Annotated in this window: 14 protein-coding genes and 1 pseudogene; 12 read left to right on the top strand and 3 right to left on the bottom strand. The window is 68.6% G+C overall.

What is annotated here, in order from left to right:
• From RMO30_RS02610 to RMO30_RS02555, 12 genes and pseudogenes are all read left to right on the top strand, one after another.
• Positions 1–205: pseudogene (locus RMO30_RS02610) on the top strand (peptide ABC transporter ATP-binding protein); the annotation flags it as partial.
• Positions 202–1,557: a GH1 family beta-glucosidase gene (locus tag RMO30_RS02605; RefSeq protein ID WP_309709124.1), complete on the top strand. Its 1,356-nt coding sequence runs from the start codon at positions 202–204 to the stop codon at positions 1,555–1,557. The pseudogene RMO30_RS02610 and the gene RMO30_RS02605, both read left to right, overlap by 4 nt.
• On the top strand, positions 1,554–4,001 hold the full coding sequence (locus tag RMO30_RS02600) for a glycoside hydrolase family 3 C-terminal domain-containing protein (protein ID WP_309709121.1): 2,448 nt from the start codon (positions 1,554–1,556) through the stop codon (positions 3,999–4,001). The genes RMO30_RS02605 and RMO30_RS02600 overlap by 4 nt, the downstream gene beginning before the upstream one ends.
• Positions 3,998–5,488, top strand: a complete 1,491-nt coding sequence (locus RMO30_RS02595) for a family 43 glycosylhydrolase (protein ID WP_309709119.1) — start codon at positions 3,998–4,000, stop codon at positions 5,486–5,488. Before RMO30_RS02600 ends, RMO30_RS02595 begins: the two co-directional genes overlap by 4 nt.
• A 137-nt stretch (positions 5,489–5,625) precedes the next feature.
• Positions 5,626–7,350, top strand: a complete 1,725-nt coding sequence (locus RMO30_RS02590; RefSeq protein WP_309709116.1) for a circularly permuted type 2 ATP-grasp protein — start codon at positions 5,626–5,628, stop codon at positions 7,348–7,350.
• Positions 7,344–8,273 (top strand): alpha-E domain-containing protein, encoded by a 930-nt coding sequence (locus tag RMO30_RS02585; RefSeq protein WP_309709114.1) that lies wholly within the window; start codon positions 7,344–7,346, stop codon positions 8,271–8,273. The genes RMO30_RS02590 and RMO30_RS02585 overlap by 7 nt, the downstream gene beginning before the upstream one ends.
• Positions 8,270–9,115: a transglutaminase family protein gene (locus tag RMO30_RS02580; protein WP_309709112.1), complete on the top strand. Its 846-nt coding sequence runs from the start codon at positions 8,270–8,272 to the stop codon at positions 9,113–9,115. The genes RMO30_RS02585 and RMO30_RS02580 overlap by 4 nt, the downstream gene beginning before the upstream one ends.
• Before the next feature lie 37 nt (positions 9,116–9,152).
• The gene (locus RMO30_RS02575; RefSeq protein WP_309709109.1) at positions 9,153–10,031 is read left to right on the top strand and encodes an alpha/beta hydrolase; all 879 of its coding nucleotides are present in this window, start codon (positions 9,153–9,155) and stop codon (positions 10,029–10,031) included.
• A gap of 49 nt (positions 10,032–10,080) precedes the next feature.
• Positions 10,081–11,130, top strand: a complete 1,050-nt coding sequence (locus RMO30_RS02570; RefSeq protein ID WP_309709108.1) for a biotin/lipoate A/B protein ligase family protein — start codon at positions 10,081–10,083, stop codon at positions 11,128–11,130.
• Positions 11,127–12,155, top strand: coding sequence for an iron ABC transporter permease (locus tag RMO30_RS02565; protein ID WP_309709107.1), 1,029 nt, complete (start codon positions 11,127–11,129; stop codon positions 12,153–12,155). The genes RMO30_RS02570 and RMO30_RS02565 overlap by 4 nt, the downstream gene beginning before the upstream one ends.
• Entirely contained in the window at positions 12,152–12,919 is a 768-nt protein-coding gene (locus tag RMO30_RS02560) for a heme ABC transporter ATP-binding protein (RefSeq protein WP_309709104.1), read from the top strand. The genes RMO30_RS02565 and RMO30_RS02560 overlap by 4 nt, the downstream gene beginning before the upstream one ends.
• A 62-nt stretch (positions 12,920–12,981) precedes the next feature.
• On the top strand, positions 12,982–13,266 hold the full coding sequence (locus tag RMO30_RS02555; RefSeq protein ID WP_309709101.1) for a hypothetical protein: 285 nt from the start codon (positions 12,982–12,984) through the stop codon (positions 13,264–13,266).
• Positions 13,267–13,304: 38 nt separating this feature from the next.
• On the opposite strand, the gene RMO30_RS02550 is transcribed toward RMO30_RS02555, so the two are convergent.
• The 3 genes from RMO30_RS02550 to hisF form a co-directional block, all read right to left on the bottom strand.
• A complete protein-coding gene (locus RMO30_RS02550) occupies positions 13,305–14,609 on the bottom strand; it encodes a DUF222 domain-containing protein (protein ID WP_309709099.1) in 1,305 nt (434 codons plus the stop codon).
• Positions 14,610–14,795: 186 nt separating this feature from the next.
• On the bottom strand, positions 14,796–15,140 hold the full coding sequence (gene hisI / locus RMO30_RS02545; protein ID WP_309709097.1) for a phosphoribosyl-AMP cyclohydrolase: 345 nt from the start codon (positions 15,138–15,140) through the stop codon (positions 14,796–14,798).
• A complete protein-coding gene (gene hisF, locus RMO30_RS02540; RefSeq protein ID WP_309709095.1) occupies positions 15,137–15,898 on the bottom strand; it encodes an imidazole glycerol phosphate synthase subunit HisF in 762 nt (253 codons plus the stop codon). Before hisF ends, hisI begins: the two co-directional genes overlap by 4 nt.
• Positions 15,899–15,996: the final 98 nt, after the last annotated feature.

Genomic DNA, 15,996 nt, shown 5'->3' with positions numbered 1-15,996 from the left:
CCGCGTGGCGGTGATGTACCACGGCGAGATCGTGGAAACCGGAGACGGCGACCAGGTGACGGCGCGACCCGAGCATCCCTATACCCAGCGGCTGTTCCTGGCGGCACCGGTGCCCGACCCAGACCGTCAGGAACAGCGGCGGGCCGACCGGCAGCGATTGCTGCAGATTCAGGCCGACACCGACCAGCAGTCGGGTGCCGCATGACCTACCCCCCGGGATTCGCGTGGGGCGTCGCGACCGCGGCGTACCAGATCGAAGGAGCGGTCGCCGAGGGCGGTCGTGGACCCAGCATCTGGGACACCTTCGTGCGGCAGCCGGGCGCGGTCTTCCACGGCGAGAACGGCGACGTGGCCTGCGATCACTATCACCGCTGGGAGGCGGACCTCGACTTGATGGCCGAGCTCGGCATCCCCGCCTACCGGCTCTCGCTCTCCTGGGCTCGGCTGCAACCGACCGGCTCCGGCCCACTCAACCCGGAGGGGGTCGCGTTCTACCGCGCTCTGCTCGAAGGCTGCCACGCCCGCGGCATCACGCCCTACGTGACGCTGTACCACTGGGATCTGCCCCAGGCACTGCACGAACTCGGCGGCTGGCCGGCGCGCAGTACCGCCGAGCGCTTCGGCGAGTACTCGGCCCTCGTCGCCGATCAGCTCGGAGACCTCGCCGAACACTGGATAACGATCAACGAGCCGATCTGCGCGTCGTTCCTCTCCTACCACTGGGGGATGCAGGCACCCGGTCACACCGACGAGGGCGAGGCGGTGCGCGCCGCTCACCACTTGTTGCTCGCCCACGGCCTCGCGCTCACGGCCTTCCGCGAGCGGTTGCCGACGGCGAAGGTTGGGATCACCAACCTGATCAGCCATTTGAACCCGGCGACCGGCTCCCCCGAGGACGCGGCCGCCACCCGGATCGCCGACATCCGGTTCAATCGCACCTTCCTCGAACCGGTCTACCGCGGCCGCTACGGCGAGGATGTCGCCGAGGTATTCGGCCACCTCGGCCTCACCGCCGGCGAGACGATCGATGGACTGGTGCGCCCCGGAGACCTGGCGCTGATCGGCGCCCCGACCGACTTCGCCGGGGTGAACCATTACACGAACACCCTGATCGCCGCCGACCCAGAGGGATTCGGCGGCTTTCGGATGATCCAGGTCGATCCCACGCCAACGAATTTCGATTGGTCGGATACGCCGTCGGCGCTCCGGGATGTCCTCGTGCGCATCCATCGCGACTTCACCCCCTTGCCGCTCTACGTCACCGAGAACGGCGCCACCTTCACCGACTACCCGACACCTGACGATGCCGTTCACGACCCCGAGCGCATTGCGTACCTCGAGGGCTACACGGCCGCCGTCGGCGAGGCGATCGACCACGGCGTACCCGTGAGCGGGTACTTCGCTTGGTCGTTCCTCGACAACTTCGAGTGGTCGTGGGGCTTCTCGCAACGCTTCGGCATCGTCTATGTCGACTTCGCGACCCAGCGGCGCATCCCGAAGGACAGCGCCTACTGGTACCGCACGTTCATCAGCGGCACAACCGGAAGGACCCCATGAGCACCTCGGACGATCGACTGATCGACCTGCTCGCCCAGCTTTCCCTCGAGGACAAGGTCCGCCTCGTCTCGGGAGAGGACTTCTGGACGACGACCCCGCTGCCGCAGATCGGCTTACGCGCGATGGTGCTGTCGGACGGACCGTCGGGGGTTCGCGGTCCGGTGTGGGACGAGCGGCAGCCGTCGCTGAACCTGCCGTCGGCGACGGCGCTCGCCGCATCGTGGGACCCCGAGCTGGCCTCCCGGTATGGCGCCGTCGCCGCGTCTGAGGCGCTGCGGAAGGGCGTGGATGTCGTGCTCGGTCCGACCATCAACCTGCAGCGGTCGCCGCTCGGCGGTCGACACTTCGAGGCGTTCAGCGAAGACCCCGAGCTCACTGCCGCACTGGCGGAGGCGTACGTCCGCGGGATGCAGGCGTTGGGCATCGCCGCGACGCCGAAGCACTACGTCGCGAACGACTCGGAGACCGACCGCTTCACCGTCGACGTTCGCGTCGATGAGCGCACGCTGCGGGAGCTGTACCTGCTGCCGTTCGAGCGGACGGTCGATGCGGGCGCATGGGCGATCATGAGTGCCTACAACTCGGTGAACGGCCCCACGATGACCGAGAACCCGCTGCTCGCCGACCCGCTCGAGAGCGAGTGGGGCTTCGACGGCGTGGTCGTCAGCGACTGGACCGCGGTGCGCAGCGTCGCCTCCGCGACGGCGGCACAAGATCTGGCGATGCCCGGCCCGGCCCCGGCCTGGAGCGACGCGCTGATCGCCGCAGTGCGGGACGGCCGGGTCGCAGAGGCGGCGATCGACCGCAAGGTGCTGCGGCTACTGCGGCTCGCCGATCGGGTCGGCGCGTTGGAGGGTTCCGCCCCAGCCCGCATCGCAGCCGCATTCGACGGACAGGCTTTCGCCGAGGAGGCGGCGATCGCGGGCACCGTCATGGTGCGCAACGACGGCGAGCTCCCGTGGCACCGGGATGCCATTCGTCGCATCGCGGTCATCGGTCACAACGCGCGCGTCGCTCGCACCCAGGGTGGCGGGAGCGCTACCGTCATACCGGAGCACGTTCGGTCGCCGCTCGACGGCATCCGTGCCGCACTGCCCGGCGCCGAGGTGGTCTTCGAGACCGGCGCGGTCGTGCAAGAAGGCGTCGCCGAGTTGCCCCTCGAGCAGCTCACCAACCCGGTGACCGGCGAGCACGGCGTCGTCGTGAGCTTCCACGACTCCGACGGTCGCGAGCTGTTCCGCGAACACCGTCGGTCGACGGCACTGGTCTGGTTCGGCGGAGATGCCCCGATCGCGGAATCTCGCAAGGTCGTGCTGCACACCTTCTATACCCCGGAAGCGGATGAGGAGCTGCGCCTGGGGTTCGCGACCTCGAACCCTGGACGCGTCTTCGTCGATGGGGAACTTCTCGTCGAGGGCACCCCGGTGATCGAGGGCACCGACCTCGGGGCCGCGTTCCTCTCGCCACCGTCGATCACAGCCCCGCTCTCGGCGCGCCGCGGCGTTCGTCGTGAGCTCCGCGCCGAGTTCGACCTGCTGCCGACCGGCACCGGCCTCGACGGCGCTCTCTCCCTGACGGTCGGGATGACGCCGCCCGACGTCGACCCGGATGCGCTAATCGCCCGCGCAGTTGAGGTGGCGGCGTCGGCCGATGTCGCCCTCGTCGTCGTCGGCACCAACTCGCGCGTCGAGTCCGAAGGCTATGACCGGTCCGACCTCGACCTGCCCGGCCGCCAGGACGACTTGGTGCGGGCGGTCGCCGCAGCGAACCCGCACACGGTCGTCGTGGTCAATGCCGGTTCTCCTGTGCTCTTGCCATGGCGTGACGAGGTGGCCGCCGTCCTGGTGGGCTTCTTCGGCGGGCAGGAGTTCGGCACGGCCATCGCCGACGTGGTGTTCGGCGACGCCGAGCCAGGCGGTCGGCTGCCGACGTCATGGCCGGCCGACCTCGCCGATGTCCCCGTGCTCGACGTCACCCCGGTGAACGGCGCGCTCGAGTATTCCGAGGGCATCCACATCGGCTATCGCGCCTGGCTGCGCGCCGGAACCCGGCCCGCGTTTCCCTTCGGATTCGGCCTCGGCTACACGACCTGGGACTGGCGCAGCATCGAAGCGACGGCGGGCGACGACGGATCGGTCACCGTGCACGTCGAGCTCGCGAACACGGGTGATCGGTCGGGGAAGCACGTCGTTCAGGTCTACGCCGACCGCGCCGACAGTGCGATCGAGCGGCCGGAGCGCTGGCTGGTCGGTTTCGCCGTCGTTCGTGCTGCGGCCGGCGAACAGCTCGCCGTAGAGGTCACTGTGCCCCGCCGGCGGTTCGCGCATTGGAGCGACGACGGCTGGGCGGTGGAGCCGGGTTCCTTCCGGCTGCGCGTCGGATCGGACGTGACGACGCTGCCTCTCGCCGTGCAGATCGAGGTCCCGGCTGAGGTCGTCGCATGAGCCTGCCGAATCCCCTCCTCTCCGGGTTCCACCCGGACCCGAGCGTCCTGCGCGTGGGCGACGACTTCTACCTGGCGACCTCGACCTTCGAGTACCTCCCCGGCATCCCGATCTTTCACTCGCGTGACTTCGTGACCTGGACCCAGATCGGCAACGTCGTGACCCGTCTCGGGCAGCTCGACGTTGAGCGGGTGCCCACCGCGGGGGGAGCGTGGGCGCCGACGCTTCGACATCGCGACGGGGTGTTCCACCTCGTCGTCACCGACGCCTTCGGTCGCGGCACGCTCCACTTCTCCGCGAGTGACCCGGCGGGCCCGTGGAGCGCCGGCACGGTGCTCCACGGGATCGACGGCATCGATCCCGACCTCGCGTGGGACGAAGACGGCACCGCATACCTGACGTTCTCCGGCCTGGGCGTGAACCCGGTGCTGCCGACATTCATGCAGCATCGCGGTCTGCTCCAGGCTCGAGTCGACCTCTCGGCCGGTCGCGCGCTTGAGGAGCCGCGGAGCATCTGGTCGGGCGGCGGCGGGCAGTTCCCCGAGGCTCCGCACCTCTATCGCATCGGGGAGTGGTGGTACCTGGTGATCGCGGAGGGCGGCACCGAGCGCGGGCACAGCGTGAGCGTCGCCCGGGCGACAACGCCGGAGGGTCCGTTCGAGACCGCACCCGGAAACCCGCTGCTCACGGCGCGCGGCACGAATCGCCCCGTACAGAACACCGGCCACGGCGATCTGGTCCTCGGGCCGAACAACGAGTGGCTGCTCGTGCTGCTCGGGGTTCGCCCACGGAGCATGACGCGCGCGTTCTCGGCGCTCGGCCGGGAGACGTTCGTCTCCCGGGTGACCTGGGGTGACGACGGGTGGCCGGCGTTCGAGCCGGTGCCGCTGGCACCCCGGCCGGGCGGCGTCGCCTGGCGCGAAGAGTTCGACGCCGATCTGGGGCCGGAGTGGATGGCGGTACGACGCTTCCCGTCGGCGATCGCCTCGGCCGGGGGCGGCTCCCTCGTCGTGCGTGCTGACGGCGCGACGCTCGACGACCTGGCCCCGGCCTTTCTCGGACGTCGACAGCAGCATCAGACGGCGCGCATCCGGATTGCGATCGACGTCTCCCGCGGCATCGGGGGGCTCGCACTGCGCTACGACGAACGGTTCCACTACTCGGTCGTCGCGGGCGGTGGTCGCGTGGTCGCGCGGGGACGAATTCCTGATTTCGAGAGTCGTGCGGAGCAGGCAATCGACGGCGATCGGGTCGAACTCGAGATCGCGAGCCGACGCCCGGAGGGCGATCCCTTCGAGGCGAGGACCTCCGATGTCGTCGAGCTCGCGGTGGTCGCCGGTGGCGAGCGGACGGTGCTCGCGACCCTCGACGGCCGGTATCTCTCGTCGGAGACCACCGAGTCGTTCGCCGGACGGGTCATCGGTGTTGTCGCTCTTGAGGGTGAGGTGTCGGTGGACTGGTTCGACTACGCCGGTTCCGATGAATGACGCCACCGTCGGGCGTCTCCGGGCGGAACATCGTCTTCCAGCCGGAAGTCGTGGTGCGGCCTCGACCACTGAGTGAGTGCTCGCCCCCCGTCTCCCATCGAAACACCGCCGCAACATCCCGGCCCTAGGCTCGCAGCATGGCGGACCTGTTCGACGGCTACGGCGCTGCCGCCACCCGGCGGCGCGGTGCTCCGCCGTGGGACGAGATGTTCTCCGACATCGCCGCCGCCGGGCCGGACAACGCCCGCGACGCGTACCGCGACATCCACACGGCCCTCTCGCGGATGACTCAGCCCGAGCTGCGCGGACGCACCGAGGCGCTCGCCTCGTCGTATCTCGCGCAGGGTGTCACCTTCGACTTCGCCGGCGAGGAGCGACCGTTCCCGCTCGACGCGGTGCCGCGGGTGATCCCGCAGGCCGAATGGGTCACGGTCGAGGCGGGGGTCAAGCAGCGAGTGATCGCGCTCGAACGGTTCCTTGCCGACGTCTATGGCGAGCAGCGTGCCGTCAAAGACGGCGTCATCCCGGCGAGGCTGATCTCGTCGAGCGAACACTTCCACCGCGAAGCCGCGGGCATCGTGTCGGCCAACAACGTGCGCATCCAGGTGTCGGGCATCGACCTCATCCGCGACGAACTCGGCGACTGGCGGGTGCTCGAAGACAACGTGCGGGTGCCGTCCGGGGTCTCGTACGTCATCTCGAACCGCCGGGTAATGGCGCAGACCCTGCCCGAACTGTTCATGTCGATGCGGGTACGCCCGGTCGGCGACTACCCGCACCGGTTGCTCGGAGCGCTGCGCGCCGCAGCGCCCGAAGGGGTCGAAGACCCGGTCGTCGTCGTCCTCACCCCGGGCGTCTACAACTCCGCGTACTTCGAACACACCCTCCTCGCGCGACTGATGGGCGTGGAACTCGTCGAGGGGCGCGACCTGTTCTGCTCGGGTGGACGGGTGTGGATGCGCACCACCGCCGGTCCGACGCGCGTCGACGTGATCTACCGCCGGGTCGATGACGAGTTTCTCGACCCACTGCAGTTCCGGGCGGACTCGATGCTCGGCTCGCCCGGGCTCATGCTCGCCGCACGGCTCGGCAACGTGACCATCGCGAACGCGATCGGCAACGGCGTCGCCGACGACAAACTCATCTACACCTACATGCCCGACCTGATGCGCTACTACCTCGGTGAAGACCCGATCATTCCGAACGTCGACACCTGGCGGCTCGAAGATCCGGGTTCGCTCGAGGAGGTGCTCGACCGCCTCGACGAGCTCGTCGTCAAGCCCGTGGCCGGTTCGGGCGGCAAGGGCCTCGTCGTCGGTCCGGACGCGACGAAGCACGAGCTCGACGAGCTGCGCGTGCAACTGCGCGCCGACCCGCGTGGCTGGATCGCGCAGCCGGTCGTGCAGCTCTCGACCATCCCGACTCTCGTCGAGGACGGGTTGCGGCCCCGGCACGCCGACCTGCGACCGTTCGCGGTCAACGACGGCACCGACGTCTGGGTGCTGCCCGGCGGTCTTACCCGGGTGGCGCTGCCGGAAGGGCAACTCGTCGTCAACTCGTCGCAGGGCGGCGGCTCGAAAGACACCTGGGTGGTCGGGCTTGACCCGCTGCGCACCCTCGAACACGACATCTCGGGACTCGTCGCCGATCAGGCCGCCGTGACGACGACATCCATTCCCGTCATCACCACCGAGACGAACCTGCCCGGCCACCACCCGGCCGACGCCCCGCGCCGAGACCAGCAGCAGCAGCAGCAGCAACTTCTCGCGCGCTTAGATCCATCCAAGCGCGCTCGGACCCCCGTCGAATCGGGTCCAACCACGCACGGCTGGAGCCAAGCGGAAAGAGCGCGCGGATGCTGAGCCGCATCGCCGAGAGCCTCTTCTGGATCGGCCGGTACATCGAGCGCAGCGACGGCACCGCGCGCATCCTCGACGTGCACCTGCAGCTGTTGCTCGAAGACCCCTGGGTCGAAGAGAACCTCGCCTGCCGCTCACTGCTGTCGGTGATGGGCACCGAAGTGGATGCCGAAGCCGACATCTCGCGCAGCGACGTGCTGACGATCCTTGCGGTCGACCGCAACCAGCCGGCATCCATCGCCTACTCGTTGAACGCCGCCCGCGAAAACGCTCGCCGCGCACGTGAGGTCGTCAACACCGAGCTGTGGGAGGTGCTCAACACCACCCGAGCCCGGATGCCGCGCAAGGTCGCCAGCGACAAGGTGCACGAGTTCTTCACCTGGGTGCGCGAACGGGCGGCGCTCGCCGTGGGCATCGTCGAGTCGGCAACCAACCGCGACGAGGCGTACCGGTTCTTCACCCTCGGCCGCAGCCTCGAGCGCGCCGACATGACCGCGCGTCTGCTGGCGACCCGCAGCCTCACCGAGGCGTCGGGGCCGTCGTGGACGACGATCCTGCGCAGCGTCGGGGCGTACGAGGCGTATCTGCGGACCTACCGCGGCGTGCCGAGCGCGCAGAAGGCCGCAGAATTCCTGTTGCTCGACCGGCTGTTCCCGCGCAGCATCCTCTACTCGGTGACGCGCGCCGAACAGCAGTTGCGTGAGATCGAACCCCGCGCCGACCGGTTCGGCGTAAGCGACCACGCGCAGCGCCTGCTCGGCCAGATCCGCAGCGAACTTGAATACCGGCCCGTCGTCGACCTCATCGCCGACCTGCCGACCCACATGGATGCCGTACAGAAGACGACGACATCGGTGAGCGAGGCGATCCGCCAGCGCTACTTCCCGACAAACGACGTCGCCGCGTGGGTCGGGGAAAACACGTGAAACGGCTGCGGATCCGGCACGAGACCGGCTTCCACTACGACGGCGAGGTGACGGCGTCGTACAACGAGGCGCGCATGCTGCCGGTGAGCGCCGACGGGCAGCTCGTTCTCTACTCGAACCTCGAGATTCTGCCGATCTCGAGCCACCACTCCTACGTCGACTATTGGGGCACCCGGGTGTCGTCGTTCGAGATCTTGACGCCGCACTCCGAGCTCTCGCTCACCGCGACCAGTCTCGTGGAGGTGCGCGATCGCGATCATCCGGAGCACGGTCTCGAGTGGACGTCCCTCGCCGACGAGATCGAAACGGCGACCGAGTACGTCGAACAGCTCGGCCAGACCAACCGCACGCGTCCGCCGGCCGAGGTCGTCGCGCTTGCTCGTGACATCGTCGCGACGGCCGAGTCGCCGTGCGACGCCGCGCTCGAGATCTGTCAGGCGATCGGCAATCACATCGAGTACGTGTCGGGGGCCACGAGCGTCTACACGACGGCAGCGGAGGCGTGGGAGCACCGGAAGGGCGTCTGCCAAGACATCACCCACCTCGCCCTCGGCGCGCTGCGCGCGGTCGGCATCCCCGCCCGTTACGTGAGCGGTTACCTGCACCCGCAGCCGGATGCCGCGATCGGCGTGACCGTCGCGGGCGAGTCGCACGCCTGGGTCGAGTGGTTCTGCGGGGCGTGGAAGGGCTACGACCCGACCAACCTCATCGACATCGGCGACCGGCACGTGACCGTCGGCCGCGGCCGGGACTACGGGGATGTCGCGCCTCTCCGCGGCGTCTACGCCGGGCCCTATGGCAGCCGGCTGTTCGTGACCGTCGAGATCACGCGCGAGTCATAGCGGCGTCGTTCTACGATGTAGCAGCGAGGAGGCGGCGATGCCCAGATTCACGGCGGCACGTGGGGACTACACGTTCGAGGACGCCGAAGGCGTCACCATCCACTACTACGTCTGGCGCGCGGCCAACCCGAAAGCGGTCGTGCAGATCGTGCACGGGCTCGGCGAGTACTCGACGCGGTACGAAGAGCCGGCCCAAGCCCTCGTCGCGGCGGGGTACACGGTCTACGCCGGCGACCTGCGCGGGCACGGGCAGACCGGTCTCGAACAGTGGGCTCACGACCTGACCAAGCTCGGGCGGCTCGGCCCGGGCGGGGTGCGCGCGACGATCGCCGGCATCCGACAGCTCTCCGGCATCGCGCACGCCGAACACGCGAAACTTCCGCTCGTGCTGCTGGGTCACAGCCTGGGCTCGATCTTCGCGCAGATGATGCTCAACGACGACGCCTCGCTCTATACGGCCGCGGTGCTCTCGGCTACCCCATATCGCACGCTGCGGCACATGAACGGCGGTGACCTGGCGAAGCGTCACCGCCTGCCGGGAGGCACCGGCACCGAATGGTTGAGCCGCGACCCCGACGTCTGGACACGCTTCGCCACCGACCCCCTCACGTTCGACGCGAAGGCCGCGAAACTGTTCGGGGTTGTCGATGGGATGCGACTCCTCGGCCGCCCGGTGAAGCTCAACCGCGACCTGCCGCTGCTCATTCTGATCGGCAGCGAAGACCCCCTCGGCGGACCGAAGAGTGTCGAACTGCTCGCGAAGGCCTATCGGGGTCGTGGGGGACTCTCGGATGTCGAGCTGAAGATCTACGACGAAGGTCGGCACGAGATGTTCAACGAGATCAACCGCGAAGAGGTCTACGCCGACCTCGTCGCCTGGCTCGACACCAAGCTGGCCGTAGCCGCCAGAAGTTAGGCTGGCCTTCGCTCGCGCTTCCGACCCGACGCGCGAGCAGGAGGACCACATGCACGGCGAGTTCAAGGTGCCCGGCGGCAAGCTCGTCGTTGTCGACCTCGCTGTTGCCGATGGTCGCCTCGCCGATGTGCGGGTGTCGGGCGACTTCTTCCTCGAGCCCGACGACGCCTTGCCGGCGATCGACGCAGCGCTCACCGGTCTCCCGGTCACGAGCGGTGCCACGGACATCGCCGCGGCGGTAACTGCTGCGCTTCCCGAGGGCGCCTCGCTGCTCGGGTTTTCGGCCGACTCCGTCGCCACTGCGGTGCGCCGCGCTCTCAAGCGCGCCACCCAGTGGAGCGACTATGCGTGGGAGCTGGTGCATCCCGGACCACTCGATCCGCTCATGCACCTCGCGCTCGATCAGGTGCTCGCCGAGGAGGTCGGCGACGGTCGCCGCAACCCGACCCTGCGCATCTGGGAGTGGGACCAGCCCGCGGTCGTGATCGGCTCCTTCCAGTCGGTGAAGAACGAGGTCGACCCCGAGAACGCGGCGAAGTACGGCTTCCGGGTCGTGCGACGTATCTCCGGTGGTGGCGCGATGTTCATGGATGCCGGCGCCATCATCACCTACTCGATCTATGCACCGATCGACCTCGTGCAGGGCATGTCGTTCGCCGACTCCTACGCCTTCTTCGACGAGTGGGCGGTGTTGGCGCTGCGGAGCCTCGGCATCGACGCCAGCTACGTGCCGCTCAACGACATCGCCTCCCCCAGCGGCAAGATCGGCGGTGCCGCGCAGAAGCGGCTCGGCAACGGCGGGGTGCTGCACCACGTGACGATGGCCTACGACATGGACGGCAACCGCATGAGCGAGGTGTTGCGCATCGGCCGCGAGAAGCTCAGCGACAAGGGCACGAAGTCGGCGAACAAGCGAGTCGACCCGTTACGCAGCCAGACCGGGATGTCGCGTGAGCAGATCATCGAGCGGATGATCGAAACGTTCCGCGACCTTCACGGGCTCACCGAGGGGTCGCTCACCGACGCAGAGCTGGCATCCGCGGCCGAACTGGTCGAGACGAAGTTCGGCACCGATGCGTGGCTGTATCGGGTCCCATGAAGCGCGTGATCGTCGGCGCCTCGCTCGGCGCCCTGCTCCTGGGCGGCATCCTGGCGTCGGCGTTGCTCGGGCAGTTCCCGGTGACGCCGGCGGAAGTGGTCGGGTCGCTGCTGCGCGCGGCCGGAGTCCCGAATGGCTGGGCGCCTGGCGATCCGATCACCGAGTCGACACTTTGGATCATCCGGTTCCCGCGCATCATGATGGCGATCCTGGTGGGGGCGGCGCTGGCGACGGCGGGGGCCGTTATGCAGGCGATCTTCGGCAACCCGCTCGCCGAACCCGGGGTCGTTGGCGTCTCGTCGGGGGCCGCGCTCGGCGCGGCGACGGCGATCGTGCTGGGCGTCGCCGTGCTCGGCGACTACGCGATCGCGGTGTTCGCGTTCGTGGGCGGGCTGGTGGCGACCCTGCTCGTCTATCTGGTCTCGCGGGCGAACGGCCGCACCGAGGTCGTGACGCTGCTGCTCACCGGAATTGCCGTCAATGCTTTCGCGGGGGCTGGGCTCGCCTTCGTGCTCTTCGTCGCCGACACGGGCAGCCGCGAGCAGATCATCTTCTGGCAGCTCGGCGAGCTCAATGGTTCGCTGTGGAGCGAAGTCGCGGTCGTCGCGGTCGTTTCGGTGGTCGGGGTGATCGCCGCCATCCTGTTGGCTCGTCGCTACGATCTGCTCGCGCTCGGTGAACGCAGCGCGCGGCACCTCGGTCTCGACGTAGAACGGCTGCGCATCGTCTCAATCGTTCTGGTCGCCCTGCTCACCGGCGTCGCGGTCGCGTTCGTCGGAATCATCGCGTTCGTCGGCCTCGTTGTGCCGCACATCATGCGCATGCTGCTCGGCCCGCGCCATCGGGGCCTCGTCGTCGCGTCCGCGTTCGGCGGAGCGGTGCTGATCCTCGCCGCCGACTTGCTCGCGCGCACCATCGTTCCCGGGGCGGGACTCCCCATCGGGATGCTGACCTCCCTCGTCGGCGGACCGTTCTTCTTCTTCCTCCTCTGGCGGCAGCGTCGCCGGTCGGGGGGTTGGGCGTGAGCGGCCCGGCGATCCGCGCCGAGGGTGTGACGGTCGCCCTCGATGGTCGAACGGTGCTCGACGAGATCTCGCTCGACGTCATTCGTGGCGAGGTGCTTGCCCTCGTCGGGCCGAACGGCGCCGGTAAGTCGACGCTGCTGTCGGTGCTGAGCGGCGAACGGGCCCCCGCGGAAGGCACCGTGACGATCGACGACCGCGACATCCGCTCGTTGTCGCATCTCGAGCTTGCCCGCCGACGGTCGGTGCTCACGCAAGACAACTCGCTGAGCTTCCCGTTCCGCGTGATTGACGTCATCACCATGGGTCGGGCGCCGTGGACCCGCACCGACGAGATCGCCCACGACTCGGCAGCGATCTCCTCGGCCGCATCCCGGGCCGATGTCACGCACCTCGCGGGCCGACGGTTCACCGAACTGTCGGGAGGCGAGCGTGCGCGCGTGTCGCTCGCGCGAGTGCTCGCGCAGGACACCCCGATCGTCTTCCTCGACGAGCCGACCGCCGCGCTCGACCTGCGGCACCAAGAGGATGTGCTGCGCATCGCCCGCGACCTCGCGCTCGCCGGGCGTGCCGTGGTCGTCGTGGTGCACGACTTGTCGCTCGCCGGAGCGGTCGCCGACCGGGTGGCGCTACTGTCGGGCGGGCGCTTGGTCGACGTGGGTGCTCCGGCGTCGGTGTTGACGGCTGACGCGATCTCGGCCGTCTATGGGCTCGCCGTGCGGGTGGTCGACATCGACGGCAGGCCGCTCATCGTTCCGCAGCGCTGACCGGGAGCTGGCCGCCCACCAGCGCTCGACAACTTTCAGCGCTGCCCGCGTATCCTGTGCCGGTGGACTGGATCTGGTGGGTCGTCGTGCCGGTGGCGATCGTCGTCGTGTGCGTCGTCGGGCAGATCTTAGGCTTCATGGACTTCTCGACGAAGGGGAAGGATGGGATGCGTTCGGCGGGCAACATCATGGGCCCGATCGACGGCCTGTTCGCTCCGAGCCGCCAGGAGGCGCTGCAGGAGCAGGAGCGCCAAACCGAGCTTCCGGCGCCCGCCCCCGCACCGGGCGACCCGCTCCTCGACCTCGACAAAGGCATCGCCCGTATCGACGTATCTGAGAAGAAGTAGTTCGGGGAAGGGGCGGAGCTCTCCCTCGAGCGCCCGACTCAGTGCTTTCGTCGGAGGGGGCTCTTGCTGACGAGTTCGATGGGTTTGTGGATGCCGGGTCTTCTTGGTGGTGGGTGCATGAGCCACTTTCCGCCCGGTCGGTCGGGTGGTCGGATTGTCCAGCCGGTGTTGTGGGTGAGCATGTGGTGGAAGCGGCAGAGGAGGACACCGTTGGCTATGTCGGTTGGTCCGCCGTGTTCCCATTCGGTGGCGTGGTGGGCTTCGCACCATGAGGGGGGTCGGTCGCAGTCGGGGTGGGCGCAGCCTCCCCAGATGGCGGCGAGGGCGATGCGTTGGCGGGGGGTGAAGAGTCGTTGGGTGTGTCCGACGTCGAGGGCGCCGTCGGGGTGGAAGACGATGGGAACGTAGCCGTCGGTGCAGGCGAGCCGTTCGACGGTGGCGATGGATATGGCGACGGTTTGCCCTTCGAGGTGGCCGGCTCCTTCACGTTGTTTCAGGTCGCGGGTGTCTACGTGGACGCGTACGGCGGGTTTACGCACCCCGAACATCCGGCCGGGGTCGGCGGCGGCGGCGATGCGCACCATCTCCACGAGCGCGTCGTGGGCGAGTTGTTCGGTGCTGCGGGGATCCTTCTGGATCGCCTCAGCCCGGGCCCGTTCGAGGTCATCGACGAAGCGGGGTCCGTTGCGGCGGGGCGCGGTGACGCAGTCGAGCGCGTCGACGATGAGCGCCGCAGCCTCCGGGTCGAACAGCACGAACATCTGGGTCATGCCATCGCGTCGCTGAGAGATTCGCAGAGTACGCATCTCGTGCAGCGCCTGTTCCCGGTCGGCGATGCCCGCGGCATCCAGCTGGTCGCGCATTTCTCGTGCGAGGCGGGCGACCTTCTCCGGTGTCAGGGTGCCGGCTTCCGCGACGAGGGTCTGAGCGGCGTCGAGCAGATCATCGGCACCCAGCGACGGTGTGGGTTCGCCGAGCCCGGTGACGATCGCGGCCGCGGCACCCACCGACACCTCCCCCGAAGTCACGCCGGCGGCGACATCCGTCAACCACACCGGAGGGGCATCCATCAGCCGACCCACGGTGACCAGGTCGCGGGCATCCCGCGCCGACTTTCCCGTCAGCTGCGACACAAGCCCTTCCGGCCCACGCGCCCCCGTACTCGCAGCCAAACCCTCATACCCGGCATCTCGAGACGACCGCCGGTCGATCTCACCCGCGAACGCGGCAACCACCGAATCGGCGTGCCGCAGATGCCCCGCCCAGTGCCGCATCCCCTCCATCAACTCCAGATGCGACGCACGCGCCAACCCGGAGAGGTCGATGACCTCAATCTCAGGCACGGCAGGCAGGCTCACGCCGATCTCCCCAGTTCGTAGTTCGTCATTCAGAACGAGATGCTCGGCACGAGCAAACTCACTCTATCGCACATAACTACGAATTGCAACCCCTGATTGCCGAACGCATTAGAACGCAATTCCGCGTTCGCTTCCACGCGGTTTCGATACGCGTCGCCCTGAGGGGCGGCGCTACTCAACCCACGAAGGGGTCAGGGGGTCGACGTCGAAGCAGGCGTGGGCTCCGGTGTGACAGGCGGGACCGACCTGGTGCACGGTCACCAGCAGGGTGTCTCCGTCGCAGTCGAGGGCAGCGCCCCGCACGTGCTGCACGTTGCCACTCGTGTCGCCTTTGCGCCAGTACTCCTGCCGACTGCGCGACCAGAAGGTCACCCGGCCCTCGGTCAGCGTGCGGCGCAGCGCCTCGGCATTCATGTAGCCGAGCATGAGCACCTGCTTGGTCGACTCCTCCTGGATGATCGCCGGCAACAGCCCGTGACCGTCGAACTTGACCCGGCTCAGCACGTCGTCGCTCATCGCACCGCAATCCCTTCCGCCCGCAAGGCGTCTTTCACGTCGCCAACCGTGAGCTCTCCGCTGTGGAAGACGGATGCCGCCAGCACAGCGTCGGCACCCGCGAAGACGGCCGGGGCGAAGTCGCCGACCGCACCGGCTCCCCCACTGGCGATCACCGGAACGGTGCTCAACTCGCGGATGAGCGACACCAGCTCGAGATCGAAGCCCCGCTTGGTACCGTCGGCGTCGATCGAGTTGACGAGCAACTCCCCCGCGCCTCGCTCGATCGTTTCGCGGGCCCAGGCCAGCGCATCGATGTCGGTCTCGGTACGACCGCCGTGGGTCGTCACGACGAAGCCACTTGCCGTGCGCGGACTGCGCTTGACGTCGAGCGAGAGCACCAGCACCTGAGCGCCAAAACGGTCGGCGATCTCTCCCACGAGCTCAGGCCGGGCGATCGCTGCGCTGTTCACGCCCACCTTGTCGGCTCCGCTCGCGAGCAGCCGGGCGACATCGTCCGAGGTGCGGACGCCGCCACCGACCGTGAGCGGGATGAAGACCTGTTCGGCGGTCGCCGTGACCGTCTCGTACATCGTCGCGCGGTCTTCGACCGTCGCCGTCACATCGAGGAACGTCACCTCGTCGGCGCCCTGCTCGTAGTACCGACGCGCGAGCTCGACCGGATCTCCCGCATCGCGGAGTCCGAGGAAGTTCACGCCCTTGACGACGCGCCCGCCGGACACGTCGAGACACGGGATCACCCGAGTGGCCACGGTCATTGTCGCTCCCATCAGTAGCTCCGGCCCTAGATGCGAGCGGCGTGGATCGAGCTGACCAGAATGGCGCGAGCGCCGAGCTCGTACAGCTCGTCCATCAC

The sequence above is a fragment of the Pseudolysinimonas sp. genome, assembly GCF_031389465.1.
GTDB lineage: Bacteria > Actinomycetota > Actinomycetes > Actinomycetales > Microbacteriaceae > Pseudolysinimonas_A.
The sequence above is the reverse complement of the archived record's forward strand: the minus strand, read 5'-3'. Positions and strand labels throughout refer to the sequence as shown.

Excerpts from the sequence above, each read along its gene's own strand:
- RMO30_RS02605 (WP_309709124.1), top strand. The coding sequence starts at position 202 with ATGACCTACCCCCCGGGATTCGCGTGGGGCGTCGCGACCGCGGCGTAC.
- RMO30_RS02600 (WP_309709121.1), top strand. The coding sequence starts at position 1,554 with ATGAGCACCTCGGACGATCGACTGATCGACCTGCTCGCCCAGCTTTCC.
- RMO30_RS02595 (WP_309709119.1), top strand. The coding sequence starts at position 3,998 with ATGAGCCTGCCGAATCCCCTCCTCTCCGGGTTCCACCCGGACCCGAGC.
- RMO30_RS02590 (WP_309709116.1), top strand. The coding sequence starts at position 5,626 with ATGGCGGACCTGTTCGACGGCTACGGCGCTGCCGCCACCCGGCGGCGC.
- RMO30_RS02585 (WP_309709114.1), top strand. The coding sequence starts at position 7,344 with ATGCTGAGCCGCATCGCCGAGAGCCTCTTCTGGATCGGCCGGTACATC.
- RMO30_RS02575 (WP_309709109.1), top strand. The coding sequence starts at position 9,153 with ATGCCCAGATTCACGGCGGCACGTGGGGACTACACGTTCGAGGACGCC.
- RMO30_RS02570 (WP_309709108.1), top strand. The coding sequence starts at position 10,081 with ATGCACGGCGAGTTCAAGGTGCCCGGCGGCAAGCTCGTCGTTGTCGAC.
- RMO30_RS02565 (WP_309709107.1), top strand. The coding sequence starts at position 11,127 with ATGAAGCGCGTGATCGTCGGCGCCTCGCTCGGCGCCCTGCTCCTGGGC.
- hisI (WP_309709097.1), bottom strand. The coding sequence starts at position 15,140 with ATGAGCGACGACGTGCTGAGCCGGGTCAAGTTCGACGGTCACGGGCTG.
- hisF (WP_309709095.1), bottom strand. The coding sequence starts at position 15,898 with ATGACCGTGGCCACTCGGGTGATCCCGTGTCTCGACGTGTCCGGCGGG.